Below are 26,361 nucleotides of genomic sequence, written 5' to 3' on the forward strand. Positions count from 1 at the left end.
ACTCAGCCCTTCCGGAACATGTTGAGCATCCGCTGCGTCACGGTGAAGCCACCGAAGACGTTGATGCTGGCGAAGAAGATCGCGGCCGCGGCGACCACCTGGATGGCGAGGTTCGACGACGTCACCTGGAGCAGGGCGCCGACGACGATGATCCCGGAGATCGCATTGGTCACCGACATCAGCGGCGTGTGCAGGGCGTGGGCCACGTTGCCGATGACGTAGAAGCCGATGGTGACGGCCAGCGCGAAGACGATGAAGTGGGACAGGAAGGCTGCCGGCATGAACGCGGCCGCAACGAGGAAGAGCGCGGCGGCGCCGCCGATGATCCAGAACTTGCGGTTCGGGTCGACCGGCTTCTTCGGCTCTGCGGGCTCCACCTCGGCGGGCGCCGGCGCCGCGGGGGCGGCGGAGACCTGCACCGGTGGAGGCGGCCACAGCGTCTCCTTCTGCTGCGTGACCGTCATGCCGCGCACGACGGTGTCCTCCATGTCGAGGACGGCCTCACCCTGCTTCTCGGGGGTGATGAGCTTGAGGAGATTGACGACGTTGGTGCCGTACAGCTGGCTGGCCTGCGTCGGGAGGCGACCGGCCAGGTCGGTGTAGCCGATGATCCGCACGCCGTTGTCGGTGACGACCCGCTCGTCGGCCACGGAACCGGCGACGTTGCCACCGGTGCCGGCGGCCATGTCGATGATGACCGAGCCCGGCTTCATCGAGGCGACCATCTCCTCGGTGATCAGCCGCGGGGCGGGCTTCCCGGGGATCAGGGCCGTGGTGATGATGATGTCCACGTCCTTGGCCTGCTCGGCGTAGAGCTCGGCGGCCTTGGCGTTGAAGTCCTCCGAGGCCTCCTTCGCGTAGCCGTCGGACGAGATCTCCTGCTGGACGTCGATCTCGAGGAAGTCCGCGCCCATCGACTCGACCTGCTCGGCGACCTCCGGGCGCACGTCGAACGCGCGCACGATCGCACCGAGGGAGCCCGCGGCACCGATCGCGGCGAGACCGGCGACGCCGGCACCGCAGACGAGGACCTTGGCCGGCGGGACCTTGCCCGCGGCCGTGACCTGCCCGGTGAAGAGACCGCCGAACTCGTGGGCGGACTCGACGACGGCGCGGTAGCCCGCGATGTTGGCCATCGAGGAGAGCACGTCCAGGGACTGGGCGCGCGAGATCCGCGGCACGGCGTCCATCGCCATCGAGGTCACGCCCTGCGCACGCAGCGCCTCGACCTTCTCCGGGTTCAGGGCAGGGGCGAGGAGGGAGGTCAGGATGGCACCCTCCCGCAGCAGGGGAACCTCCGCGTCGGTGGGGGCGTTGATCTTCACGACGATGTCGCTGGCCCACACCTCCGCGGTCTCACCAAGGGTCGCGCCGGCGTCGACGTACCCCTGGTCGGGGTAGGCCGAGGCCGCTCCTGCGCCGGGCTCGACGATCACGTCGTAGCCCAGCTTGATCATCTGCGCGACGGTCTTCGGAGTCGCGGCCACACGGGTTTCTCCCGGCCTTGACTCCTTGGGTACGCCAATTCGCATCGTCACTCCAGTACTGGGGTGTGGTGGGTGTGGGTCGCTGCGCAACTTACGACAGCGCGCGCGAGATCCCACGTCTTTGTGATGGGGATGATGATCACAGGCCCACTGCGTGAGACGGCCTTTCGTCTCACTGCGTGGCACGGGCAGCACCCGTGCCGGGGTCGCTCACTCCTCGCTCGGGGCGACCTGCGAGTCGGGGTCCTCCTCCGCCTCGGCGGCGTCGAGCACCGCCTCGCGGACCTCCTCCTCGTCCTCCCAGACGGTGTGCTCCTCGGGCTCGCGGCCGTCGGCCGCGGACAGCAGCAGGACCAGCGGGACCAGCAGGAGCAACCGGACCATCATGACCTCCGAGGCGAAGGGGGCGCGCCCGGGATCGCGACGGCACGCCCGTTCAGACTAGGGCCGCGAAGGGGTGTCGCAGTGCCCTACTCACGGGTAACCTTTGGCCATGGACCACGAGGAAGTCAGCGGCGGGGCGCGGGCGGTCGCGGCGGCGGCCGCCCATGGCGTGGAGACGATGTTCACCCTCTCGGGGGCGCACATCTTCCCCCTCCACGACGGTGCGGTCACCGCGGAGCCACCGCTGCGGCTGGTCGACGTGCGCCACGAGCAGACGGCCGTCTTCGCGGCCGAGGCCATCGGCAAGCTCACGCGCACCCCGGGGCTCGCGGCACTCACGGCGGGGCCGGGCGTGACCAACGGCGTCAGCGCGATCACGCAGGCCCACTTCTCCGGCTCACCCCTCGTCGTCCTCGGCGGTCGCGCCGCGAGCTTCTCCTGGGGACGCGGCGCGCTGCAGGAGTTCGACCACCCCCCGCTGCTCTCACCCGTGACGAAGCAGGCAGCGACGGTCCAGTCGGTGGAGAAGATCGGCCCTGCCGTCGACGAGGCCCTCCGGCTCGCGGCCGCCCCGCACCGCGGACCGGTCTTCCTCGACGTCCCGATGGACGAGCTGTTCAACGAGACCGAGGCGCTGCCGATCACGACCTCCTCGGCCGCCCCGGCCGCCCCTGACGACGAGGACGTCGCCCCCATCGCGGATTTGCTGGCCACCGCGGAGCGCCCCTCCTGGTCCTCGGCTCCGACGTCTGGAGCGACGGCGCCGACCGGGCCGCGGGCAGATTCGTCCACGACCTCGGCCTGCCGACCCTGACCAACGGCATGGCCCGCGGCATCGTCCCCGGTGGTGACGAGCTGCTCGTGGGTGGGGCCCGCCGCACCGCGTGCGGCCAGTGCGACGTGGCGATCGTCGTCGGCACGCCCTCGACTTCCGCCTCGGCTATGGCTCCTTCGGCGGCGCCGCGGGCACCCCCGACGCGGCCGTGGTGCACGTCGGCGACTCCGCCGCCCAGATCAGCGGCCACGCCGAACTCGCCGCGAGCGCCTGCGGCGACCTCACGACCTTCTTCGACGCGCTCCAGGCCCGGATGGAGGAGCAGGGCCACCGTGACTGGTCGGAGTGGGCCGGGCGGCTGGCCGAGGAGGCCCGCGGACGCGCGACGGCCGACCGCGAGCTGCTCACCAGCGACGTCTCTCCCATGCACCCCGCGCGCATCTACGGCGAGCTGCTCCCCCGGCTGGCCGAGGACGCCGTCGTCATCGGCGACGGCGGCGACTTCGTCTCCTGGGCCGGGCGGTTCATCGAGCCGACCCGCCCCGGCGGCTGGCTCGACCCCGGCCCCTTCGGCTGCCTCGGCGCCGGCCTCGGTGCGGCGATGGCGGCCCGGGTGGCCCGCCCTTCGTCGCAGGTGGTGCTGCTCCTCGGTGACGGCGCGGCCGGGATGTCGCTCATGGACGTCGACACACTCGTGCGCCACGACCTGCCGGTCGTGATGGTCATGGGCAACAACAGCGCCTGGGGGCTGGAGAAGCAGCCGATGCAGATGCTCTACGGCTACGACGTCGCGACCGACCTCGCACCTCGGACGCGCTACGACCAGGTGGTCACCGCGCTCGGCGGCGGCGGCGAGATGGTCACCGACCCGAGGGAGATCGGCCCGGCACTCGACCGCGCCTTCGCCTCCGGCGTGCCCTACCTGGTCAACGTCGTCACCGACGCGCAGATCCCCTACCCGCGCACCACGACCGGCATCTGACCAGGCTCAGCGGGTGAGGCGGTCGAGGACGGCGGTCAGCAGCGCCTCGCGCAGGGGCGGTGGGGCAATGTCCAGCAGGGCGTTGACCTCGGCCATGCGTTCCGGGACCTGCACGGCACCGCCGTCGCCGGCCAGCCCGGCGATGGCGAGGAGCCCGTCGAGGGCGGCGTCGTCGAGTCCGGCGGGGTCGAGGGCCGCGGCTGCCGAGGCGAGCTGCGGGTCGACCCGGACCGGCCCCTTCGCACCGCCTCCGCCGTGGCCTGCGTCAGTGCCGGGACCAGCTCCGGCACGCGGTCCGCGGTCGCCGCGCACAGGGAGAGGTGCAGGGTCGGCGGGTGCCCGGCAAAGGACATCTGCGGCTGCACCAGCCAGCCACGCGAGGCCATCTCGTCGACGATGGTGAAGACGTCGCACCGCTCGTCGGTCGCGAGCGCGAGCAGAGTGGAGTCGGGTGCGACGACGACGCGCAGCCCGTCGATGCCGTCGACGGCTGCGGCCACCTCGAGGGTCGCGGTCCGCGCGCGGGTGGCGAGGTCGCGGTAGCCGTCGCGGCCGATGGCGTGCACCACCGCCCAGGCGGCGGCGAGGGGCCCGCCGGACTTCGTCGACTGCAGGGTCGTGTTGAGCACGGTGTATCCCGGCCAGTCCGCGCAGGCGTAGAAGTGGCCGCGGCGGAGCGCGGGGCTACGGTGCAGGAGGAGGGAGATGCCCTTCGGCGTGTAGGCGTACTTGTGCAGGTCGACCGAGATGCTCGTGACCCCGTCGACGGCGAAGGTCCACGGCGGCACGTCCCCGAGGAAGGGCAGCACCCAGCCCCCGATGCAGGCGTCGACGTGGCAGCGGATGCCCCGCTCGGCAGCGACGGCCGCGATCTCCACGACCGGGTCGACGACGCCGTGCGCGTACGACGGCGCGGATGCCACGAGCAGCACCGTCGAGTCGGTGACGGCCGCGGCCAGGTCGTCGGGGTCGGGACGGAAGGTCCGCGGGTCCACCGGCACGATGACCACCTCGACCCCCAGGAGATGACCGGCCTTGTGCACGGCCGCGTGCACCGTCTCGGGGGCGACCACCTGCGGGCGCGCGATGTGCGGGTTGCCCTCCCGCGCCGCGAGCACGGCGAGGACGAGCGACTCGGTCCCGCCGGAGGTGGCGACACCCACCGCGGACTCCGGACCGTCCAGCAGGTCGCGGGTGACCGCCACGAGATCTGACTCCATGGCCGCCAGCGAAGGGAAGGCCGTCGGGTCGAGGCCGTTCGTCGCCGCGAAGGAGGTGAGCGCCTCGCGCCCGATCTCGTCGGCCGTGGCGATCCCCGAGTCGTAGACGTAACTGAGCGTCCGGCCGCCGTGGGTGGGCAGGTCCCCCGCCCGCAGGTCCGCGAGCGCAGCCCGTACCTCGTCGGCCCCCGCCGGGCGGCTCCAGTCCAGGGGCCTCGCGTCACGACTCATGACAGGTCCTTCCCGGCGGCCACCACGGCCGCCTCGTCGATCCGGTAGTGGCGCAGGAGGAGCAGGGAGGCGAAGAAGAGCAGCGCCGGCAGCACGCTGAAACCGAGGACGATCGCGGTCACGGCCGAGTCGGGCTGGTCGACGGCGCCTCCCGTCGAGGAGACGTAGCCACCGGCCATGAGCACGAGGGCGTAGACCCCCGGGCCGAAGGCGAGACCGAGGGTCTCGACCGCGGTCCACACCCCGGTGTAGACCCCGACGCGGTTCTCCCCCGTGCGGTCGGCGTCGACGGCCGCGGCGTCGGGGAGCATCGCCAGCGGGAACATCTGCGCGCCCGCGTAGCCGACGCCGACGAGCGCGATCGCCCCCGCGATCGCGACGATCCCGTGGTCACGCAGGACCCACACCAGCAGGGCACCCACGCCGAAGCACACCGTGGCGGCGACGAAGCCCGGCCGCTTGCCGGCGCGGGTGCCCATCCGTTCCCACAGCGGGGTGACGACGAGCGCCGGTGCGACGAAGGCGACGAAGAGATAGGTGGAGGCCCCCGGGCTCCCGAGGACCCAGCGCGCGGTGTAGTCGACGCCCGCGAGCATGACGCCGGTCGCGAGCGCCTGGACGGAGTACGTCAGCAGCAGCGCGCGGAAGTCCCGGGCCCGCGCGACGACGCGCAACTGGTCACGCAGTGACCCGCTGGCGGTGACGTGGAGGACGGGCGCGACCCCCTTCGTCGCCCACCACGCGCCCACGGCCCCGCCGAGGATGAGCAGACCGACGAAGATCCCGACCGCGCGATAGCCCCACGGCGGGCCCAGCGCGTCCCGCAGGGCCGGGGACAGACCACCGGAGACGAGGATCGCCAGGGCCAGCACGACCACCCGCCAGGTCATCAGGCGGGTCCGTTCGCCGTAGTCCCGCGTCAGCTCGGAGGGCATCGCCACGTACGGGACCTGGAAGAAGGCGTAGGCACTGGCGCAGGCGAGGAAGACCACGACCACCCAGGCGCCGGCGAGTGCGGGCGGCGCGGTCGGCCCGGCGAAGAGGAGCGCGAAGAAGAACGCGAGGGCGATCCCGCCCCGCAGCAGGAACGGACGACGCCGTCCTTCCGGGTGGGTGCTGCGGTCGGAGATGCGTCCCGCGACCGGGTTGAGCAGGACGTCCCAGGCCTTGGGCAGCAGCACGATCAGGCCGGCCAGCCCCGCGGCGATCCCCAGCCGATCGGTCAGGTACGGCAGGAGCAGGAGCCCGGGCACGGTGGGGAAGGCGCCCGTGACCACCGACCCCAGGCCGTAACCGCGCCGCACCCGCGCCGGCAGCACCGCCGGTGATGGCTCCATGGCGCGATGCTACTCACGAGTCAGCCACATGTCGTCGGGCCGACGCGGCCCGTACGACCGGGGTGAGATGATCACGCCCATGCGCCAGATCCGCCAGAGCCGCAAGCTGAAGGACGTGCGTTACGACGTGCGCGGCCCCATCCTCGTCGAGGCCCAGCGTCTCGAGGCAGAGGGCCACAAGATCCTCAAGCTCAACATCGGCAACACCGCGCCCTTCGGCTTCGAGGCACCCGAGGCGATCGTCGCCGACATGACCCGCCACCTGCGCGGCTCGCAGGGGTACGTCGACAGCAAGGGCATCTACTCGGCGCGGACCGCGGTGGCGCAGTACTACCAGTCGCACGGACTGAAGGAGACGAAGGTCGAGGACGTCTTCATCGGCAACGGCGTCTCCGAGCTGATCTCGATGGTGCTGCAGGCCTTCGTGGACGACGGCAACGAGATCCTCATCCCGGCGCCCGACTACCCGCTGTGGACCGGGGCGGTCTCGCTCGCCGGCGGCACGCCGGTGCACTACCGCTGCGACGAGGACAACGGGTGGAACCCCGACCTCGCGGACATCGAGTCGAAGATCACCGAGAACACCCACGCGATCGTGATCATCAACCCGAACAACCCGACCGGCGCGGTCTACTCGCCGGAGACCGTGCGCGGTCTCGTCGACATCGCCCGGCGGCACGATCTCGTGGTCATGGCGGACGAGATCTACGAGAAGATCGTCTTCGACGACGCCGTCCACCACCACGCCGCGGAGTACGCCGGCGACGACGTCCTGTGCCTCACCTTCTCCGGGCTGTCCAAGGCCTACCGCGTGTGCGGCTACCGCGCCGGCTGGGTGATGATCTCCGGCCCCAAGCACCTCGCCGAGGACTACCTCGAGGGCCTGACCCTGCTGGCCAACATGCGGATGTGCTCCAACGTCCCTGCCCAGCACACGATCCAGACCGCGCTCGGCGGGTACCAGTCGATCGACGAGCTCATCGTGCCGGGTGGGCGCTACCACGACCAGATCAAGCTCGCCTCACGGTTGCTCAACGAGATCCCGGGCGTCTCGTGCGTCGAACCACGGGGGGCGCTCTACTGCTTCCCCCGGCTGGACCCGGAGGTGTACCCGATCGAGGACGACCAGGCCTTCGTCATCGAGCTGCTGCGGGCGAAGAAGATCCTCGTCACCCACGGAACCGGCTTCAACTGGACCGAGCCGGACCACTTCCGCCTCGTCACCCTGCCGGACGAGGACGTCCTCACCGAGGCCATCGGGCGCATCGCGGACTTCCTCGAGACCAAGCGGTCGTGAGCACATTCTCATGACGGAAGGGGGGACCCGCCTGGCCGTCGCGGCCGGCGGCGCCGTCGGCACGCTCGGTCGGTGGCTGGTCGACGGCTCGCTGCCCGAGGCCGGACCCGGGTGGGGGTGGGCGACGCTCACCGTCAACGTCACCGGTGCCCTCGCGATGGGCCTGCTCGTGGCCTGGCTGGCGGCCCGGGTCAGGCATTCGCTGGTACGGCCCTTCGCCGCCGTCGGCCTGCTCGGTGGGTGGACGACGTACTCGACCTTCGTGCTGGATGCGCACGCGATCATCGGTGGGGACGGTCTCGGCCGGGCCGTCGGCTACGTCCTCGCCACTCTGCTCCTCGGCGTGGGCGCCAGCCTGGGCGGCCTGCTCGCCGGCGAGCGGTGGTTCGGGGTGTCCCCAGAGAGGGCCGACCGCATGGTCGAGGAGGAGGAGCTGTGACCTGGCTGCTCGTCGTCATCGGTGGCGCGCTGGGTGCCCTGGCCCGGCACGAGGTGACCACGCGCGGGCGGAGCAGGGGTGCCACCGTCGCGGGAGCGACGATGCTCGTCAACCTGCCCGGGTCGCTCCTGCTCGGCCTCGTGGCCGGGATCGTGACCTCCGGTGGCCCCGACTGGCTCCTCCCTCTGCTCGGGGTCGGCTTCTGCGGTGGCTTCACGACCTTCGCCAGTCACGCGGTGGAGGTGGCGGCGGCCCTGCAGGAGAGACGACTTCGGCAGGCGCTGACCGACCTCGTGCTCAGCCTCGTGCTCGGGCTGGTGCTGGTCTCGCTCGGCTGGTGGCTCACCACCTGACCCGGCGACTGCCCGAGCACTTCCGACAGCCAGGGTGCGCCCGAAGTGGATGGACGTCCTAGGATCGACTCATGACGGACCGGGACCCGATCGCCGAGGCGCACCAGCAGTGGGTGTCGCACGGCTGGACGGACGCCGCGGACGGCATGGCCCTGGTCACCTCGATCACGCGGGCGCAGCAGCTGCTCGTCGAGCGGGTCGAGGACGTGCTGCGGCCGTACGGGCTGACCTTCGCGCGCTACGAGATCCTGCGCCTGCTCGCCTTCAGCCGCCGCCGGTCCATGGCGATGAGCCGGCTCGGGTCGCTCCTGCAGGTCCATGCGACGAGCGTGACCAGCGCCGTCGACCGCCTGGAGAAGCAGGGCCTCGTCGAGCGGCTCCGTCTCCAGCGTGACCGGCGGGTCATCCTCGCCTCCCTCACGACGAAGGGGGTCGAGATCGTCGAGGCGGCCACGGCCGACCTCAACGACACGGTCTTCACCTCCCCCGGCCTCGACCCGGCCCAGGTGGGCGCCGCGACCGAGCTGCTCACCTCCCTTCGCTCCGCCCACGGGGACACGGTGAGCGCCCCACCCCGGACCTCGGTGGAGGGTCGGGCCCGAGAGGGCGCGACCCGACTCGGGGAGTGAGGAACGAACGACCAAGGGCCGTGCGCTTTCGGGGCCGTCCCGACCAACCGGGCTGGCCAGCAATTACTTGGATGTCCTAGTATCGGTGAGTACCGACTAACTCGATGACGAGGTTCCTCCATGTCTGCACCCGCCAAGCCCGAGCTGCACTCCCCGACCCACCCGGTCCGCTTCGTGACCGCATCTGCTCTCTTCGACGGCCACGACGCGTCGATCAACATCATGCGGCGGATCATGCAGAGCCAGGGTGCAGAGGTGGTCCACCTCGGGCACAACCGCTCCGTGCAGGAGGTCGTCGACGCAGCGGTCGACGAGGACGTGCAGGGGGTCGCCGTCTCGTCCTACCAGGGCGGTCACGTGGAGTACTTCGAGTACCTCACCCAGCTGCTGCGTGAGCAGGGCGCCGGCCACGTCAAGGTCTTCGGTGGAGGCGGCGGCGTCATCGTCCCCGAGGAGATCCAGCGTCTGCGCGATGCCGGCGTGACGATCTTCTCCCCCGAGGACGGCCAGCGCCTCGGCCTGCCGGGCATGATCAACACCCTCATCGCCGACTGCGACACCAATGTGTGGCAGCTCGGTCCGACCACCCTCGACCAGGTCCTCGCCGGCGAGCGTGCCGCCGTCTCCCGGGCGATCTCCGGCGCCGAGCTCGGCGAGCTCGACGACTCCTTCATCGGCGGCATCACCAAGGCCGCGGAGAAGTCCACGGCTCCCGTCCTCGGCCTCACCGGCACCGGCGGCTCCGGCAAGTCCTCGCTGACCGACGAGCTCGTGCGCCGCTTCCGCGTGGACCAGGAGGACAAGCTGCGGGTCGCGGTCATCGCCGTCGACCCGACCCGCCGCAAGGGCGGCGGCGCGCTGCTCGGCGACCGGATCCGGATGAACTCCCTCGGCGAGAGCAGCGCAGGGTCCTCTCCGGTGTTCTTCCGATCGCTTGCCACCCGCGGCGAGCGGGAACTCCCCGACGCGCTGCAGACCGTCATCGACATCACCAAGGCCGCCGGCTACGACCTCGTCATCGTCGAGACCCCGGGCATCGGCCAGGGCGACGCCGCGATCATCCCCTACGTCGACGTGCCGATGTACGTCATGACGCCGGAGTTCGGCGCGGCCAGCCAGCTGGAGAAGATCGACATGCTCGACTTCGCCGAGGTCGTGGCGATCAACAAGTTCGAGCGCCGCGGCGCCGCGGACGCCCTGCGCGACGTCGCCCGTCAGCTGGTGCGCAACCGTGAGGCCTTCGGCGTCAAGCCCGAGGAGATGCCGGTCTACGGCACCTCCGCCGCGACCTTCAACGACGACGGCGTCACCGCCCTCTACCACCACCTGCGCGACCTCCTCGCCGAGAGGGGCCTGAGCGTCGACGAGGGGCAGCTCCAGCGCGTCGACACCAAGTACTCCACCAAGTTCGGGCAGGTCGTCCCGGCCACCCGTGTGCGTTACCTCGCAGAGATCACCGAGACCGTCCGCGGCTACCACGAGCAGACCAAGCAGCTCGCCGAGAACGCCCGCCGCGTGCAGCGCCTCGCCCTCGTCGACGACGAGCTGACCGCGGCAGGCAAGGACGGGCACGGTGTCGACGAGCTGCTCGACGAGGCCCGCGCGCAGATGCCGACGGAGATCACCGAGCAGATCGAGAACTGGCACGCCGTCGTCGAGTCGTACTCCGGTGACGAACAGGTCGTGACCATCCGCGGCAAGGAGCTGCACACCAAGCTGACCAAGGAGTCGCTCTCCGGCAACAAGATCTCCCGTGTCGCCCTGCCGAAGACCACCGACCACGGTGAGCTCGTCGCGTACTGGCGCTCGGAGAACCTGCCCGGGAAGTTCCCCTTCACCGCCGGCGTCTTCCCCTTCAAGCGGGACAACGAGGACCCGGCGCGCATGTTCGCCGGCGAGGGCGACCCCTTCCGCACCAACCGCCGCTTCAAGATGCTCTCCCAGGGGCAGCCGGCGACCCGCCTGTCCACCGCCTTCGACTCGGTCACCCTCTACGGGCGCGACCCGGGCGAGCGGCCCGACATCTACGGCAAGGTCGGCACGTCCGGCGTCTCCGTCGCCACCCTCGACGACATGAAGGCGCTCTACTCCGGCTTCGACCTCGTCTCGCCGACGACGAGCGTGTCCATGACGATCAACGGACCCGCCCCGACGGTCCTCGCCTTCTTCCTCAACACGGCGATGGACCAGCAGGTCGACCTCTTCCGTGAGCGCGAGGGCCGCGAGCCGTCGGCCGCCGAGGCCGAGGAGCTGCGCACCCACGCGCTGCAGACGGTCCGCGGCACCGTCCAGGCGGACATCCTCAAGGAGGACCAGGGGCAGAACACCTGCCTGTTCTCCACGGAGTTCTCGCTGCGGATGATGGCCGACATCCAGGAGTGGTTCATCGAGCAGGGGGTGCGCAACTTCTACTCGGTGAGCATCTCCGGCTACCACATCGCCGAGGCCGGGGCGAACCCCATCAGCCAGCTCGCGTTCACCCTCGCCAACGGCTTCACCTACGTCGAGGCCTACCTCGCGCGCGGGATGGACATCAACGACTTCGCGCCGAACCTGTCCTTCTTCTTCTCCTCCGGCATGGACCCGGAGTACTCGGTCCTCGGTCGGGTCGCCCGCCGCATCTGGGCGGTGGCGATGAAGGAGAAGTACGGCGCCAACGAGCGCAGCCAGAAGCTGAAGTACCACATCCAGACCTCGGGCCGCTCGCTGCACGCCCAGGAGATGGACTTCAACGACATCCGCACGACGCTGCAGGCCCTCAACGCGCTCTACGACAACGCCAACAGCCTGCACACCAATGCCTACGACGAGGCCGTGACGACCCCGTCGACGGAGTCGGTGCGCCGAGCCCTGGCCATCCAGCTGATCATCAGCCGCGAGTGGGGCCTGTCCTACAACGAGAACCCGCTGCAGGGCAGCTACATCATCGACGAGCTGACCGAGCTGGTCGAGGAGGCCGTGCTCCTGGAATTCGACCGGATCAGCGACCGGGGCGGCGTCCTCGGGGCCATGGAGACGGGCTACCAGCGCGGCCGCATCCAGGACGAGTCCCTCGTCTACGAGCACGGCAAGCACGACGGCTCGGTCCCGATCGTCGGCGTCAACACCTTCCTCCGCGAGGACGGCGAGAAGGGGGAGCCGGAGGACATCGAGCTCGCCCGCGCCACCGAGAAGGAGAAGGTCTCGCAGCTGGAGCGCGTGCACTCCTTCCAGCAGACCCACCGCGACGAGGCCGCCGAGGCGATCGAGCGCCTGAAGGAGGCGGCCACGAGCGACGCGAACGTCTTCGCCGTCCTCATGGACGCCGCTCGGGTCTGCAGCCTCCAGCAGGTGACCGAGGCCTTCTTCGAGGTGGGTGGGCAGTACCGGCGCAACGTGTGACCCCCGGCGGTCGGGTCACGGGTGGCCGTGGCCCGCGCCGTGGGTAGCGTGGGGACCGTGAGTACCCCCAAGCGCTGGCCCGCGGCGGTCTACGGCGAGGGTGAGGAGCCCGACTACCGCTTCTCGCTGGCCAACGAGCGCACCTTCCTCGCGTGGCTGCGCACGACCCTGGCGCTCATCGCTGCCGGGGTGGCCGTCAGCGTGCTCGAGCTCGGGGTTCCCGAGGACATCGCCCGCGGCCTCGCGGCGCTCCTGCTCGCTCTCGGGGTGATCAGCCCTGCGGCGGCCTTCCTCCGGTGGGCCTCGACCGAGCGCGCCCTGCGCCACGACGCCCCGCTGCCGTCGATGGGCGGACTGGCCGTCGCGCTCACCGGCGTGGTGCTGGTGGCCGCCGCCGTCATCGCAGTCGTCGTCGTCCGGGCCTGAGCCGGCGGGAGCCATGAGCGAGTTCGCCACCGCCTCCCCCCGCGGCGCCCAGCCCGAGCGCACCGCCCTGTCCTGGCAGCGCACCGCACTGGCGAGCGCCGCCGGGGCGGCGATCATCGCCCGCCACTCCGCCGACACCCTCGGGGTCGTCGCACTCCCCTCCTGCTGGGGACGCTCGGCCTGACCGCCGCCGCCTTCGTCCTCGGGCGGCGCCGGTACGACCCCGACCTCGGGCTGCGCGCCCGCCGCCGGGACGGTCGCGCCCCCTTCGCCCTCAGCATGGCCGTCGTCGCCCTCGCCCTGACCGAACTGCTCGCCCTGACCCTCGGAGGTTGAGATGCCCACCGACGACCTCGGAACCACCCTCGAGCCCGCACGCCCCCCGCAGCGGGTCGTCTCCCTCGTCCCGAGCCTCACCGAGGCGCTCGCCGCCTCCTGCCCGGAGGTGCTCGTCGGCGCCACCGACTGGTGCACCCATCCGGCGGACCTCGACGTCGCCCGGGTGCGCGGCACGAAGAACCCGAACCTCCGGGCGATCGCCGACCTGTCCCCGGACCTCGTCGTGGCCAACAAGGAGGAGAACCGCGAGCTCGACGTCCGGCGGATGCGCGAGCGCGGGATCCCGGTCTGGGTGACCGACATCGAGGACGTCCCCTCGGCCCTGACGGCGATGCGTCGCCTCTTCGTCGAGGCCTTGCAGCAGCCCGTCCCCGACTGGCTCGATCGCGCCGACGAGCTGTGGGGAGGGCCGGCGCCCGCACCCCGCGGGCTGGTCGCCGTGCCGATCTGGCGGGACCCGTGGATGGTCGTCGGGCCGCGGACGTACACCACCGACCTGCTGTCCCGGCTCGGCTGGAGCAACGCCTTCGCCGGCGCGGACGCCGACCCGGACAAGCGGTACCCGCACGTCGGGATCGAGCAGATCGATCGCTCCGGCATCGATCTCGTCCTCCTGCCGGACGAGCCGTACGACTTCACGGCGCAGGACGGGCCGGAGGCCTTCGCGCAGGCGCCGACCCGGCTCGTCAGTGGGCGGCTGCTCACCTGGTACGGCCCGGCGATGGTCGAGGCGTACGAGGCGCTGGCAGTGGAGTAGCGGCCCGTGGTTTCGAGGCGTCAGCCGCGGACGGCTTCCGCACCTCCACCCAGAGGACGGCGAAGGGGGCCGGTCACCGTGCGGTGACCGCCCCCCCTTCGAGGCTCCTTCGTCGCACCTCAGGGCGACGCCTTCGCGCTGTGTACTGGTACCTCAGCGACCGCTGACGGCGGCCTCGGCGTCAATGATGCCGTCGCCGTAGAAGCCGTTGAAGTCCTCGTCACCGACGCACTCGGCGTTGTACCCCGAGGGGATCGGCGCCGGGTAGTCGTACAGACGCGGCTCCGGGCAGGCCTTGTCACGCGCGGAGTCCATGAGGATCTCCTTGGTCGTGGCGGCGTCGAGACCGAATCCGGTGTGGCCGTTGTTCTTGCCGTACGCGGAGACGATCAGCGCGGAGACACCGGCCGCGTGCGGCGAGGCCATCGAGGTGCCCTGGTAGTACTCGTAGTACCCGCACTCCTCCTGGCCCTTGATGAAGGCGCAGTCCTTGAGGACCCAGCCCTCGCCGTACTCGGTGATGTTGCCGTCCTCGTCGACCGAGCCCTCGGCCTTGACGACCTCCTCCGGGACCGAGGAGAGCACCATGCTCTCCGGGTTCGGCAGGTCGGCGTTCGGGTAGTCATACGCGTCACCACCGGGGGCGCTGACCTCGATCTCGCCCGAGGTCACGTCCGTCGTGTAGTTGGAGTAGTACGCCTTGCGCTCGCTCGGCCCGACCGACGAGACACCGATGACGTGCTCCCCCTCGACCGGGAGGTCCATGCAGCTCGCGTTGTCGAGGGTGCGCTCGTGCGCGTTGCCGTCCGGGTAGTTCGGGCTCGAGGTGTCCGTACCCGGGTTGGCCAGGTCGGTCGCCGCGTTGCCGAGCGCACCGACGAGGGTGACGTCCTTGGAGTGCGCGTAGCGCAGCGCACGGGACATCGACTCGATGATCATGTCCTGCTGGGCCGCCTCGTCCGCGGTGTCCTCGGGGGCACCGCCCTCGCAGTAGAAGGCCCACGGGTCGACGTAGAAGCTCATGTTGACCACGTCGATGCCCGCGTCGGCGGAGTAGGTCAGCGCGTTCACCGTCGGGCCGACGAAGAAGTAGCCCGCGTCCTGACCGGCCCGCACGTTGACGAGGGACACATCGGGAGCGACACCGGAGACGCCGAGGCCGTTCTTGGCCGCGGCGACGCTGCCGGCGACGTGAGTGCCGTGGCCGCCCTGGTCGACGTCGGCCGGATCGACGCAGGACTCGACCTCGCACGCCCCGTCGATGGCCGGGATGTCGGTGGTGAAGTTGCGCGAGAGCTTGTGGTTGAAGTTCGGCGCGATGTCCGGGTGGCTCGCGTCGACACCGGTGTCCATGATCCCGACCGTCACGCGCTTGTCACCGGACTCGACCTTGTGTGCGGCGCCCGCGTTGATCATGTCCATGCCCCACAGCTTCGAGTCCAGGGGGTCGGCGGCGCGGTTCTTGCTCTTGCCCTTGGGGCCGGTGGCGACCGGCGGGGTCGTGGCCGGCTTGCCCTTCAGCCGCGGGCGCTCGACCTCGTCCTTGTCCTTCTTCGGCTTCTCCGGGGAACGCCCGACGACGCCCTCGGTCGCGGCGCCGAAGACGCCCTTCATCGATCGCGCCTGCTCGGCGAAGTCCGCCGAGCGCGAGGTCACGATGACCATGCCGACCTGCTCGTTGATCGAGACGACCTTCGCGCCCTGCGCCTCGAGGCGCTCGGCGAGCGCCGCGGCGTCACCACCGCGCTCGGCGAGGACGACGTAACTGGACTGCTTCCCGCTGGCGGAGTCGGTTGACGTCTGTGTCGGTGCCGCGGTGGCGCTGGTTGTCGCGGTCAGCCCGGTCACACCGAGCGCGAGCGCGCCCAGGACCGAGACCATGCGCTGGTGTCGCATGCAATTCCTCCCGATGGTGATTGACGGCTGTTGCGCCGCCCGTGAGCACCTTATGGGGTGGCTCACGCATCTGGAGGCAAGAGCGGGTCAGGACTTCTTGTGGTGTCGCAGAGCCGATCCGCAGGATGTGCGGTGCTCGCGGGTGCGACCGGCTGATTCTGCGGCTAGCCACCGTCGCGGCGAGTTGCGACACCCCGGGCACCGGCCTGCACGACGACGCACCACGCCCCCTTCGTGCGGTGACGAAGGGGGCGTGGCGGTCAGCCGGTCCGGCCTACTTCAGCTCCTTGCTGGAGTAGTTCAGGATGCGGCGGGCGACGACGAGCAGCTGGATCTGCTGCGTGCCCTCGAAGATGTCGAGGATCTTGGAGTCGCGGGCCCACTTCTCGAGCAGCTCGGTCTCGGCGTAGCCGGTGGCGCCGGCGAGCTCGACACAGGCGAGGGAGACGTCGACGCAGGTGCGTCCCGCCTTCGCCTTGGCCATCGAGGCCTCCATCGAGTTCGGCCTGCCGTTGTCGGCCATCCACGCGGCGCGCAGGGTGAGCAGGTAGGCGCTCTGGTAGTCCGCCTCCATCTCGATGAGCTTGGCCGCGGCCGCGGACTGGACGTTGGCCGGCCGGTCCTGGTCGACGACGACGCCGGCCTCGGCCAGCAGCTCCGTCGTCCTGTCCAGCGAGGCGCGGGCCAGCCCCAGGGCCATCGCCGCGACGAGCGGACGGGTGTTGTCGAAGGTCTGCATCGCACCACCGAAACCACCCTCGATCCGCACCTCCGGGTCGCCGAGGAGGTCCTCGGCAGGGACGCGGCAGTCCTCGAGGACGAAGGCCGCGGTGTCGGAGGCGCGGATGCCGAGCTTGTGCTCCAGGCGCACCAGCTGCAGGCCGGGGTTGTCGCGACGCACGACGAAGGACTTGATCGCCTGCTTGCCGAGGCTGCGGTCGAGGGTCGCCCAGACGACGACGAGTTCGGCGCGCTCACCGGAGGTGACGTAGATCTTCTCCCCGTTGAGGACGTAGTGGTCGCCGTCCTTGGTCGCCGTGGTGCGGATGGCGCCGGAGTCGGACCCCGTCTCGGGCTCGGTGATCGCCATGGCGGCCCACTTGCCGGCATACCGAGCCTTCTGCTCGTCATTGGCGACCGCGGCGATGGCGGCATTGCCCAAGCCCTGGCGCGGGATGGACAGGGTCAGGCCGACGTCCCCGCGGCAGGTCTCCAGGATCGAGAGCACCGAGGAGAGGTTGGAGCCGTTCTTGTTCTCCTTCTCCCCCTTCGCGCTCTTGCGGCCGGAGCCGACGGCGGCGACGTCACCCTCCTCGGCGCCCTCGTCCTTGGCGCGGGTGGTGTTGGACGCGCCGGCCCCCTGGCCGGCCCCTCCATCGGCCATGCCGTCGATGACGGCCGAGACCAGGTCGAGCTCGGCGGGGTACTCGTGCTCGGCGCGGTCGTACTTGCGCGAGATCGGCCGGAAGACCTCCTCGGCCATGCCGCGGGCCTGGGAGACGAGCGGGCGGAACTTCTTCGGAACCTCGAGATCGATCATTGTCGCGTCCTTCGTGTCGGTCGGTGGCTTCGAGGCTCGGCCGTGGACGGCCTCGCACCTCAGCCAACGGGAAGTTGAGTGGATGGGGCCGCTCAGACCAGCAGCGTGCCCTCGAGGACTCCGGCGCCCCGCAGGTCGCGGTACCAGCGCTCGTTGTCGAACTCCTTGACGAAGCCGTGGCCGCCGAGCAACTGGACGCCGCTCGAGCCGATCCACGTGGCGTGCCGCGCGACGAGGCTGCGGGCCTGGGCGATCTCGGCGCCTGCGTCATCGCCGCGGTCGAGGCGGGAGGCGGCCTTCCACACGACCAGGCGCAACCCGGCGAGCTCGATGGCGATGTCGGAGACGGTGAAGGCGACGGCCTGGCGGTAGCCGATCGGCTCGCCGAAGGCCTTGCGCTCCTTGACGTACTCGCTGACCTGGTCGAGGACGGCCTGGGAGGTACCGACGGCGGCGGCGGCCCAGGCGAGACGGGCGCGGCGCACGGCGTCGCGGTGGTCCTCGGCCGTCCCGAGCAGGTCGCTGTCGGGCACGCGCACACCCTCGAGGTGCAGGCGGGCGGTCCCGGCAGCGCGCACGCCCATGGCGGGGTCGTCCTCGACCTGCAGGCCCTCGATGCCGGAGGTGACGATGACCAGGCGGGACTCGCCCTCGATCTCGGCGGACACGACGAACAGCTCTGCCTCCTCGGCGCCCGGCACGAGTGCCTTGACGCCGTCGAGGACGATCTGACCACCCTCACGCCGACCCGTGGTCCGCAGGGCGAAGGGGTCGAAGAGCACCTGCGGCTCCTGGAGCGCCAGGGCGGCGGCCGGCGGGTTCTCGCCGGTGAACTCGGTCAGGTAGGTGGCCTGCTGCTCGGCGCTGCCGTAGCTCGCGAGCGCCGTGGCGACCGCCGAGCGGGCCATGATCGCGGTGGCGATGCCCATGTCACCGCGGGCCAGCTCCTCGAGGACGAGGGCGCCGGTCACGGCGGAGCGCTCCTCGGCGATGCCCTCGAGCTCGGCCGGGACACCGATGAGGTGCAGGCCCATGTCCGCAGCGGCGGCGCGCACCTCCGCCGGCACGGTGCGCTCGGCATCGGCCCTGGCCGCCGCGGGACGCACGACCTCCTCGGCGAGCTCACGCGCCACCCCCTGGATCATCTGCTGGTCCTCGGTGGGCGTGAGGTCGAAGGCCTTCTTGGGCTTGGTCGGGGCCGGGCGAGCCGGGTCCCCGGAGGCCTTCTTCTTCGCGAAGGTGCGACCGGCCGCGGTCTGCGCCTTGAAGCCGGTCACGGCGCCCTTGTACAGGTACTTCTCGACGCGGGCGCGCACGTCCTTGTCCTTCAGGCCGGGCAGGGCCCCGGCCTTGGCGATGAGACGCAGGCCGATGCGCTGGCCCTTGTCGGCCAAGGTCATCGTGTCGCTGGAAGCCATGGGACTACCCCTTCGTGGACGGCAAGGCAAAAGTGCTCGGTACAGACAGTACCTGCTACAGCAAGTATCGTATACCGGTGAGTCACTACGAGTGCGGGTGATCCGCGGCACAGCCGACGTCGGCATTGATTCCCGATTGCCCGGGTGATCTCACGCACACGGGGCCAGTCGCACCCGACCCGATCCCTTCTACTGGCGGTAGCCTGCCCGCAACGGGAGCCCGAGAGGGAGCACCCGACACCAGAGCACGTGAGAGGGATACAGAGCATGGTCGACGTCGACGCCGCGCTGGATGCGTCAGGCCTCACTAACGAGGCGGTCCGCGAGTACGTGAAGCACTGGGCGGAGATCACCCAGCCGGATCGGATCGAGGTTATCGGCTCCGAGGACGATGACCGACTCATCCAGGAGTGCCTCGACTCCGGCGAGTTCCTCCCCGCCGGCGAGGGTCGCTACTACTCCCGCTCCTACTCCAAGGACACCGCCCGCTCCGAGGAGCGCACCATCGTCGCCACCAACGACGAGAAGGACAAGGGCGTCTACAACAACTGGCGCCCCGCCTCCGAGATGAAGGAGAAGTTGACCGAGCTGATGCGCGGTCAGTCCAAGGGCAAGACCATGTACGTGCTGCCCTACCTGATGTCGCCGAGGAACAACGAGCTGTCCCAGTGGGCCACCGGCGTCGAGCTCACCGACAGCCGCCCGGTCGTGCTGCACATGATGCGCATGTCCCGCGTGGGCGTGGAGCACGTCAACGACCTGCCGCAGCAGGACAACTTCGTGCGCGCTGTGCACGTCACCGGCGACCTGGAGAACCTCGGCCAGGGCACCCCGGACGACAAGCGCTACTTCGTCACCGTCGCCGACGAGCGGATGATCCTGCACTTCGGCTCCTCCTACGGCGGGAACGCCCTCCTCGGCAAGATCGCCCACGGCCTGCGCCAGGGCGCCTACGACGGCTGGGACACCAAGAAGTTCCTCGCCGAGCAGTACATGCTCATCGGGATCACCGACAAGGAGACCGGCAAGCGGTACCACATCACCGGTGGCTTCCCGAGCGCCTCTGGCAAGACCAACCTCGCGATGATGCTGCCGCCGGACGCGATGGGCGACCGGTACCAGGTCGACTTCTACGGCGATGACATCGCGTGGCTGTGGGTCGACGAGAAGACCGGCAAGCTCATGGGGATGAACCCGGAGTACGGCGTCTTCGGTGTCGCCAAGGACACCAACGAGAAGACGAACCCGACGGCGCTGCGGTCCACCGACCCGGGCACGAAGGTCATCTTCACCAACGTCGCCTACAACCCGAAGCTCGAGGAGGTCTGGTGGGAGGGCCGCACGCCCGAGCCGCCGGCCGACGTGGACGGGTGGCTGGACTGGAAGGGTGAGCCGATCGCCGACCGCGAGCCGGGCGACGACTCCCCCTGGGCGCACCCGAACAGCCGCTTCACCACGACGCTGGCCAACGTGCCGAACGCCGCTCCGGACTTCGACGAGCCGGCCGGCGTGCCGATCGACGCGATCATCTTCGGTGGCCGCACCCGTGACCGCGAGCCGCTGATCCGCGCGATCGAGGACGTCGCCGAGGGCGTGTACGACGGCCTGACCCTGGGCGCCGAGGCGACCTTCGCCGCCGAGGGCGTCGAGGGCCAGCTGCGCTACGACCCGATGTCGAACCGGCCGTTCATGGCCTACGGCGAGGGCGACTACGCGCAGCACTACCTCGACATCCTCAGCCAGGTGAAGGACAAGCCGCTCTTCGCGCACGTCAACTGGTTCCAGCGCGACCCCGAGGACGGGCACTACGTGTGGCCCGGCTTCCGGGAGAACCTGCGCCCGCTGCTGTGGCTCATGCGCCTGAAGGACGGCGAGGTCACCGGCCGCCGGACGGCCGTCGGCATCCTCCCGACCGAGGACGAGCTGGACCTCGAGGGGCTCGACCTGCCGCAGGCCGACCTCGACCGGATCCTGTCCATCGACGTGCCGCGCTGGCAGCAGGAGATGGGCTTCCGCGAGGAGCACCTCAAGCAGTTCGACCGGCTGCCCGAGGAGATCTGGCAGGCCCACCGCCGGGTCGCCAAGGCCCTGGACAACGAGCAGGCCTGATCCGCAGCGCCTGACAAGAGCGCCCACGACGCCACATCGAAGGGGGCCGCACCGGAAATCCGGTGCGGCCCCCTTCGCATGCTCCTCCCCCACTCGATCGACCACGAGAAGTGCCGCGCACATAGGCTGATGGCCACCCGACCGAGACCTCTGGAGGCCACCCAGCCGGTCAGCGGCGGGGTTGGTCCCCCACGTCGCGGCCACCCCAGTCCTCGGCCGGGTGCGCGACGCCGGCGCCGTACGTCCCCGCGCTGACACTGCCGCCCCAGCCGGTGCCGTTCGTCGTGCCACCACCGGAGCGGGGGACGTGCGGAGAGCTCACTCCACGGCCATTGGCGTCGTATTCGCCCATGCGCCCACCGCGCCGGGCGATCACCGCCGCGAGGATCACCACGGGAACAGCCAGTGCACCAAGGATGAGGTAGAAGTCCATCGTCCGCTCCAGTTCTCCCGCGGAGGCTCCAGCGGGGACCCCGAGCCTAGTGCAGAAGTGGACGCCGGATCGGGTGAATGCACGCTCGGATCACGGGCCGACTCTGCCACGAAGGCCCCAGACACGGCGTTTCCGCTGGTCCAGGGCCTTCGTTGTCTGTCTCAACACAGAGCGCGCCCGTAGGGATTCGAACCCCAAACCTTCTGATCCGTAGTCAGATGCTCTATCCGTTGAGCTACGGGCGCTCGCTGCCGAACTCGGCCGGCAACACGGATGGACAATACCGGCTCGGGTGCCGAGGACGAAATCGGGCCCTCCCGGGCGTCGGACGGCATACTCAGACGGTGGACGACTACCTGGCGATCAACCGCGCGAACTGGGACGACCGGACCGCGATCCACGTCGACTCCCCCGAGTACGACCTCGCCCGCTACCGCAGCGACCCGCAGTCCATCAGCGACGTCGTTAGCTTCGACCGGCCCCGCCTCGGCGACCTCGACGGCCTGCGGGCCGTGCACCTGCAGTGCCACATCGGCACCGACACGCTCTCCCTGCACCGCCTCGGCGCGCAGGTCATCGGTGTCGACCTCTCCCCCGCCGCGGTGACCGCCGCACGCGAGCTGGCCCGGGAGACCGGCGCGGAGATCGACTACGTCGTCTCCGACGTCTACAGGGCACCCGAGGCGCTGGCCGGGGTCGCCCCCTTCGACCTCGTGTACACGGGCATCGGCGCCCTCAACTGGCTGCCGGACATCGACCGGTGGGCGGGCGTCGTCGCGTCCCTCCTGCGGCCCGGCGGCCGCCTGCACCTGAGGGAGGGTCACCCGATGCTGTGGAGCCTCGACGATCCGCGCGAGGACCGCCTGCTGGCCGTGGAGTACCCGTACTTCCAGACCGAGGCCCCGATGGTCTGGGACGAGGCCTCGACCTACGTGAGCACGGGCGAAGGGAGTGACGGCCGGATCGGGGCGACCGTCACCCATGAGTGGAACCACGGGCTGGGTGAGATCGTCACGGCGCTGCTCGACCACGGCATGCGCATCACCGGACTCGAGGAGCACGACAGCGTCCCCTACCTCGCGCTGGGCGACCAGATGGAGCCGCACCCGGACCACCCCGGCGAGTTCCGTCTCACCGAGCGTCGCGAGCGCCTGGCCGCGAGCTACACCCTGCAGGCGGTCAAGGAGCACTGACGCCCACGTGGGCGTCGGCCAATCGGAAGAGTGCCTCGACAACGGGGCGCCCGAACATCTGCGGGTCGTTGTGTCCCACCCCGTCGAGGGCCACCACCTCCTCGAGGCGCCCCGCGGTGTCGGCGACCCGGGCACTCTGCTCGGCAGGTACGACCTCGTCGTCGGTGCCGGACACGACCGTGACCGGCACCTCGCTCGAGCTCACGTACGTCTCCACCGGGAACCGGTCACGCATGAGCAGCCCCACGGGCAGGAAGGGGTAGTGGTGCGACCCGACGTCGACGAAGCTGGTGAACGGCCAGCGCAGCAGCATCCCGGCAGGTGGCCGGTCGGCCTGCAGCCTCGCGACGACGCCCGTGCCGATGGATTCCCCGAGGTAGAGCGTGCGCTCGGGCCCGAAGCCTTCGCCGCGCAGCACGCCGGCCGCCGCCCTGGCGTCCTTGGCGAGTCCCTCCTCCGACGGGCTCCCGGGGTTGCCCCCGTAGCCGCGGTAGTCCATGAGCAGCACGGTGAACCCCTCGTCCGCGAGCGCCCGTCCGATACCGATACGCCCGCCGCGGTTCCCGCCGTTGCCGGGGGCGTAGAGGACGGCGGTCTCACGGTCGGGGGCGCCCGCCCCGGGCTCGACGAGCCAAGCGAAGAGCTCCACGTCGTCACTCGTCGTGAACGTCACCTCACGTACGTCGTCCGGCGTGGTGACCGGGGAAGGATCGGGGACGAAGACGAGTGAGCGCTGGAAGGCCCACGCTGCACCGACGAGCACGGCGAGCACACCGACGACGACCGCCGCGGCAATGCCCACGCCCCTGATCCACATGGCTCCACTGTCCCATCGGCAAACGCTCCAACGATGGTCCTGAACCTAGCCGGAGACCTCGAGGCCCACCACGAGCAGGAGCCCCCACGCCACACGGCGCGGGGGCTCCTGTTGCGCGGAGGCGGAGGGATTTGAACCCTCGACGGGGGTAACCCGAACCGCATTAGCAGTGCGGCGCCATAGGCCACTAGGCGACGCCTCCAGACAACCCGGACAGACTATCTGGCAAGCCTTCGGCTCTCAAAGTCGGGTCCGGTGGCGGGGTCGCTCAGCCGCAGATGTCCTGGTCGGCCGTGCGGGTCTTGACCTGGGTGGGCGCCGGCGGGGCCTGGACCGTGGCCTCCGGGAGCGGCTGGGTGCCCTCCCTGTTCGGCACTTCCTGGGCGTTCGGTGCACCGCGCCCCAAGGAGACCTGGACGGTGCCGACGGGCAGCTCCTCGTCGACCTTCAGCTTGGCGCCCTCGTAGGCGGCGGCGACGGTTCTGGCGGCGGCCGCCTCCCCCTTCGCGTGCGCGACGGTGACTCCCTCGGTCTCGCCGGTCGGGGGGTCGTAGACCACGGACGCGTCGAAGCCCTGCGCCTGGAGCAACCTCGTCTCCTGCGCGGCGAGGCCGGACGCCGGGGTGTCGTTGCGGACCTGGACGTGGATCTGCCGCGGCGCCACGGTCAGGGTCGGCTCCGTGTCCTTCTTCTCGTCCTTCTCCTGACCGGGGAGGGCGGTGTCATTGCGCACGGCCGTCCAGAGGGCGTCCGCCGCCGGCTGGCTCCACTGCACCCGGTTGGTGTTGGCCGGGTAGGGCTCGTTCGGCACGGTGACGAAGACGAGCTCGTCCATGCCCAGGTCCTTCACGCTCGTCGCGATCGAGAGCATCCGCTTCAGGCCGAGGTCCTCGTCGGCGGTCATCGACTTGGTCGCCGCGTCGAGGAAGGAGTAGAGCCGGTCCGGGCGCAGCAGCAGCGAGGTGCGCGTGGCCTCCTGCGCCATCGAGGACATGAAGGCCTGCTGCCGCTCGATGCGCTGCAGGTCGGAGCCGTCCCCGAGGGACTTGCGCATCCGGACGTAGCCCAGGGCCTCGTGACCGTCGAGGCGCTGCTTGCCGGCCTCAAGATTGATCTGGGCGTCCTCGTCGTGCACGGCCCTGGGCAGGCACACCGTGACTCCGCCGAGGCCGTCGACCATCGACTGGAAACCGTTGAAGTCGACGACCGCGACGTGGTCGACGAAGATCCCGGTCAGGCCCTCGAGGGTCTTGACCACGCACGCGGGGCCGCCCCGGTTGAAGTTGTCGTTCCACCGGCGCACTTCGCCGTTGATGACGGTAGAGGCCGGGTCGTCGCAGTCCGTGGGGGCCGGGGTCATCGAGTCGCGCGGGATCGAGATGACGTAGGCCGACTCGCGGTCGGCTGCGATGTGCAGGAGCAGGTTGGTGTCCGAGCGAGCCCCACCCTCGGCGGTCCCGGTCCCGTACTCGTCCGTCCCGATGCCCTCGCGGGTGTCGGAGCCGATGACGAGGATGTTCAGGTCGCCATCGATGTCCTCGGGCCGCTCGTTGCTGCCCGACGCGATGTCGACCCGGGAGATGTTGCCGGTGAGGTGCATCCCGGTGGCCAGGGCGATGGTGGCGACGAGGGCGATGACGAGCCCGCCCCCGATGAGGACCCGGCGACGGGTACGGGCACGTCGCCGACGGCGCTCAAGGCTACGCGCAGAGCGGCTCGCCTGTTGTCTCTCGTGTCGCATCGAAGGGTCACCTTATCGTCCCGAACCGCACGGGACGGACGAAGGCCCCCACCAACGTGTGGTGGGGGCCTTCGTCGAAGCGGTGGAATCACCGCATCAGGTGAGCGTCGTCTCAGACGGGACGAACGCCCTCGGCCTGCGGACCCTTGGGGCCCTGGGTGATCTCGAACTCGACACGCTGCGCCTCGTCCAGGGTGCGGTAACCCGTGGTGTCGATGGCGGAGTAGTGAACGAACACGTCGGGGCCCCCGCCGTCCTGGGCGATGAAGCCAAAGCCCTTCTCAGCGTTGAACCACTTAACTGTGCCCTGTGCCATGGGGTGAATCTTCTTTCCTGTTGAACAATCCGGTCCCGCCGGTTGCGGTCCCTTCCGAGCTGCAACGCTCCCCTCGGCAGAGGAACACGCCTCCGGTAATACTCGGGACCCGACCGGGGTCGAGCCCATTCGCATCGTGCGAGAAGTTCTGTCATGCAACTACGAGAGCGACGCTACCAGCATTACCGCCCGTGTGACGCATCAGCGACCGAGGGCGTCGATGGCCTCCACGTAGCCCCGGACCCCGCGCCCGACGATCACACTCTCGGCGACGTCCGAGATGTAGGAGAAGCGCCGAAAATCCTCGCGTGCGTGCACGTCCGAGATGTGGACCTCGACCACCGGAGCGACCACGGCTGCGAGTGCGTCGCGGATGGCCACGGAGGTGTGCGTCCAGCCGCCGGCGTTGACCACGAGACCGATCGCGGAGCGGCGCACCTCGTGGATGGCGTCGATGAAGACGCCCTCGTGGTTGGTCTGCCGGAAGTCCAGGTCCATCCCCAGCTCGTCTGCACGAACCCGACACATCTCCTCGACGTCGGCGAGGGTCTCGTGGCCGTAGATCTCCGGCTGGCGCTCACCGAGGAGGTTGAGGTTGGGCCCGTTGAGGACGACGACGGTGGGGCGGTTGGTCACGCAGGCAGCCTAGCCAGCAGTCGGTCGGCCCGGCGAGCATGGAACGAGCGGAGGGCGTGGGATTCGAACCCACGAGAGGCTTGCGCCCCTAGCGGTTTTCAAGACCGCCGCACTAGGCCACTATGCGAGCCCTCCCGGCCGCCGGTGCACGACGGCACGGCCAACGGTATGCCACGGACGAAGGGGTGCACTCACCGGATCTGGTGAGTGCACCCCTTCGTCCGG

At 70.3% G+C, this 26,361-nt stretch carries 24 protein-coding genes, 3 tRNA genes and 1 pseudogene; 13 read left to right on the forward strand and 15 right to left on the reverse strand.

Going from position 1 to position 26,361, the window contains the following annotated elements; translation table 11 throughout:
• Positions 1 to 2 precede the first annotated feature (2 nt).
• Positions 3 to 1,532 (reverse strand): Re/Si-specific NAD(P)(+) transhydrogenase subunit alpha, encoded by a 1,530-nt coding sequence (locus tag PVE36_RS13120; protein ID WP_277452963.1) that lies wholly within the window; start codon positions 1,530 to 1,532, stop codon positions 3 to 5.
• A 165-nt stretch (positions 1,533 to 1,697) separates the two neighbouring features.
• Positions 1,698 to 1,874 carry a hypothetical protein gene (locus PVE36_RS13125; RefSeq protein WP_277452965.1) on the reverse strand — a complete coding sequence of 59 codons (177 nt, stop codon included), beginning with the start codon at positions 1,872 to 1,874 and terminating at the stop codon, positions 1,698 to 1,700.
• Positions 1,875 to 2,049: 175 nt separating this feature from the next.
• On the opposite strand from PVE36_RS13125, the gene PVE36_RS13130 reads away from it, so the two are divergent.
• The 3 genes and pseudogenes from PVE36_RS13130 (at position 2,050) to PVE36_RS13140 (ending at position 3,628) form a co-directional block, all read left to right on the forward strand.
• Entirely contained in the window at positions 2,050 to 2,685 is a 636-nt protein-coding gene (locus tag PVE36_RS13130) for a thiamine pyrophosphate-binding protein (protein ID WP_277455847.1), read from the forward strand.
• A pseudogene (locus tag PVE36_RS13135) lies at positions 2,652 to 2,750 on the forward strand (hypothetical protein); the annotation flags it as partial. The gene PVE36_RS13130 and the pseudogene PVE36_RS13135, both read left to right, overlap by 34 nt.
• Positions 2,751 to 2,764: 14 nt before the next feature.
• Positions 2,765 to 3,628 carry a thiamine pyrophosphate-dependent enzyme gene (locus tag PVE36_RS13140; RefSeq protein WP_277452966.1) on the forward strand — a complete coding sequence of 288 codons (864 nt, stop codon included), beginning with the start codon at positions 2,765 to 2,767 and terminating at the stop codon, positions 3,626 to 3,628.
• Between the two features lie 35 nt (positions 3,629 to 3,663).
• Here PVE36_RS13140 and PVE36_RS13145 read toward each other — a convergent pair whose 3' ends face one another.
• The gene (locus PVE36_RS13145; protein WP_277452967.1) at positions 3,664 to 5,079 is read right to left on the reverse strand and encodes an aspartate aminotransferase family protein; all 1,416 of its coding nucleotides are present in this window, start codon (positions 5,077 to 5,079) and stop codon (positions 3,664 to 3,666) included.
• Positions 5,076 to 6,416: an MFS transporter gene (locus tag PVE36_RS13150; protein ID WP_277452969.1), complete on the reverse strand. Its 1,341-nt coding sequence runs from the start codon at positions 6,414 to 6,416 to the stop codon at positions 5,076 to 5,078. The genes PVE36_RS13145 and PVE36_RS13150 overlap by 4 nt, the downstream gene beginning before the upstream one ends.
• 79 nt (positions 6,417 to 6,495) lie before the next feature.
• Between PVE36_RS13150 and PVE36_RS13155 the strand changes: the two genes are divergently transcribed.
• The 8 genes from PVE36_RS13155 to PVE36_RS13190 all read left to right on the forward strand — a co-directional run bounded on the left by PVE36_RS13155 (position 6,496) and on the right by PVE36_RS13190 (position 14,037).
• A complete protein-coding gene (locus PVE36_RS13155; protein WP_277452971.1) occupies positions 6,496 to 7,713 on the forward strand; it encodes a pyridoxal phosphate-dependent aminotransferase in 1,218 nt (405 codons plus the stop codon).
• A gap of 10 nt (positions 7,714 to 7,723) precedes the next feature.
• Entirely contained in the window at positions 7,724 to 8,152 is a 429-nt protein-coding gene (locus PVE36_RS13160) for a CrcB family protein (protein ID WP_277452972.1), read from the forward strand.
• Positions 8,149 to 8,505 (forward strand): CrcB family protein, encoded by a 357-nt coding sequence (locus PVE36_RS13165; RefSeq protein WP_277452974.1) that lies wholly within the window; start codon positions 8,149 to 8,151, stop codon positions 8,503 to 8,505. Before PVE36_RS13160 ends, PVE36_RS13165 begins: the two co-directional genes overlap by 4 nt.
• A gap of 71 nt (positions 8,506 to 8,576) precedes the next feature.
• Complete coding sequence (locus PVE36_RS13170) at positions 8,577 to 9,134, forward strand: MarR family transcriptional regulator (protein WP_277452976.1); 558 nt, start codon at positions 8,577 to 8,579, stop codon at positions 9,132 to 9,134.
• Positions 9,135 to 9,254: 120 nt separating this feature from the next.
• On the forward strand, positions 9,255 to 12,515 hold the full coding sequence (gene icmF, locus PVE36_RS13175) for a fused isobutyryl-CoA mutase/GTPase IcmF (RefSeq protein ID WP_277452977.1): 3,261 nt from the start codon (positions 9,255 to 9,257) through the stop codon (positions 12,513 to 12,515).
• 57 nt (positions 12,516 to 12,572) lie between these two features.
• Complete coding sequence (locus PVE36_RS13180) at positions 12,573 to 12,941, forward strand: DUF202 domain-containing protein (protein WP_277452978.1); 369 nt, start codon at positions 12,573 to 12,575, stop codon at positions 12,939 to 12,941.
• A gap of 13 nt (positions 12,942 to 12,954) precedes the next feature.
• Positions 12,955 to 13,125 carry a DUF202 domain-containing protein gene (locus PVE36_RS13185; protein ID WP_277452979.1) on the forward strand — a complete coding sequence of 57 codons (171 nt, stop codon included), beginning with the start codon at positions 12,955 to 12,957 and terminating at the stop codon, positions 13,123 to 13,125.
• 153 nt (positions 13,126 to 13,278) lie between these two features.
• On the forward strand, positions 13,279 to 14,037 hold the full coding sequence (locus PVE36_RS13190; protein WP_277452980.1) for a helical backbone metal receptor: 759 nt from the start codon (positions 13,279 to 13,281) through the stop codon (positions 14,035 to 14,037).
• Between the two features lie 153 nt (positions 14,038 to 14,190).
• Here the strand turns inward: PVE36_RS13190 and PVE36_RS13195 are convergent, their stop codons facing one another.
• The 3 genes from PVE36_RS13195 to PVE36_RS13205 all read right to left on the reverse strand — a co-directional run bounded on the left by PVE36_RS13195 (position 14,191) and on the right by PVE36_RS13205 (position 18,891).
• Entirely contained in the window at positions 14,191 to 15,933 is a 1,743-nt protein-coding gene (locus tag PVE36_RS13195; RefSeq protein ID WP_277452982.1) for a S8 family serine peptidase, read from the reverse strand.
• A 274-nt stretch (positions 15,934 to 16,207) separates the two neighbouring features.
• Complete coding sequence (locus tag PVE36_RS13200; protein WP_277452983.1) at positions 16,208 to 17,473, reverse strand: acyl-CoA dehydrogenase family protein; 1,266 nt, start codon at positions 17,471 to 17,473, stop codon at positions 16,208 to 16,210.
• A gap of 92 nt (positions 17,474 to 17,565) precedes the next feature.
• A complete protein-coding gene (locus PVE36_RS13205) occupies positions 17,566 to 18,891 on the reverse strand; it encodes an acyl-CoA dehydrogenase family protein (RefSeq protein WP_277452984.1) in 1,326 nt (441 codons plus the stop codon).
• A gap of 267 nt (positions 18,892 to 19,158) precedes the next feature.
• Here PVE36_RS13205 and PVE36_RS13210 point away from each other — a divergent pair, with 267 nt between their 5' ends.
• Positions 19,159 to 21,000, forward strand: coding sequence for a phosphoenolpyruvate carboxykinase (GTP) (locus PVE36_RS13210; protein ID WP_277452985.1), 1,842 nt, complete (start codon positions 19,159 to 19,161; stop codon positions 20,998 to 21,000).
• Between the two features lie 169 nt (positions 21,001 to 21,169).
• Here PVE36_RS13210 and PVE36_RS13215 read toward each other — a convergent pair whose 3' ends face one another.
• Both PVE36_RS13215 and PVE36_RS13220 read right to left on the reverse strand, forming a co-directional pair.
• The gene (locus PVE36_RS13215) at positions 21,170 to 21,433 is read right to left on the reverse strand and encodes a hypothetical protein (RefSeq protein WP_277452986.1); all 264 of its coding nucleotides are present in this window, start codon (positions 21,431 to 21,433) and stop codon (positions 21,170 to 21,172) included.
• A 172-nt stretch (positions 21,434 to 21,605) separates the two neighbouring features.
• Positions 21,606 to 21,678, reverse strand: a tRNA-Arg gene (locus PVE36_RS13220).
• Positions 21,679 to 21,777: 99 nt separating this feature from the next.
• Between PVE36_RS13220 and PVE36_RS13225 the strand changes: the two genes are divergently transcribed.
• On the forward strand, positions 21,778 to 22,626 hold the full coding sequence (locus tag PVE36_RS13225; RefSeq protein WP_277452987.1) for a class I SAM-dependent methyltransferase: 849 nt from the start codon (positions 21,778 to 21,780) through the stop codon (positions 22,624 to 22,626).
• Here the strand turns inward: PVE36_RS13225 and PVE36_RS13230 are convergent.
• The 6 genes from PVE36_RS13230 to PVE36_RS13255 all read right to left on the reverse strand — a co-directional run bounded on the left by PVE36_RS13230 (position 22,613) and on the right by PVE36_RS13255 (position 26,271).
• Entirely contained in the window at positions 22,613 to 23,443 is an 831-nt protein-coding gene (locus tag PVE36_RS13230; RefSeq protein WP_277452988.1) for an alpha/beta fold hydrolase, read from the reverse strand. The genes PVE36_RS13225 and PVE36_RS13230 overlap by 14 nt on opposite strands.
• 116 nt (positions 23,444 to 23,559) lie before the next feature.
• Positions 23,560 to 23,645: transfer RNA gene (locus tag PVE36_RS13235), tRNA-Ser, on the reverse strand.
• Positions 23,646 to 23,711: 66 nt separating this feature from the next.
• Positions 23,712 to 25,184: an LCP family protein gene (locus PVE36_RS13240; RefSeq protein ID WP_277452989.1), complete on the reverse strand. Its 1,473-nt coding sequence runs from the start codon at positions 25,182 to 25,184 to the stop codon at positions 23,712 to 23,714.
• A 112-nt stretch (positions 25,185 to 25,296) separates the two neighbouring features.
• A complete protein-coding gene (locus PVE36_RS13245) occupies positions 25,297 to 25,500 on the reverse strand; it encodes a cold-shock protein (RefSeq protein WP_185991445.1) in 204 nt (67 codons plus the stop codon).
• Between the two features lie 201 nt (positions 25,501 to 25,701).
• Positions 25,702 to 26,136: a type II 3-dehydroquinate dehydratase gene (aroQ, locus tag PVE36_RS13250; RefSeq protein ID WP_277452991.1), complete on the reverse strand. Its 435-nt coding sequence runs from the start codon at positions 26,134 to 26,136 to the stop codon at positions 25,702 to 25,704.
• Positions 26,137 to 26,184: 48 nt separating this feature from the next.
• Positions 26,185 to 26,271, reverse strand: a tRNA-Ser gene (locus tag PVE36_RS13255).
• Positions 26,272 to 26,361: the final 90 nt, after the last annotated feature.

Origin of the sequence: Janibacter sp. DB-40, assembly GCF_029510815.1 — a bacterium.
Lineage (GTDB): Bacteria > Actinomycetota > Actinomycetes > Actinomycetales > Dermatophilaceae > Janibacter.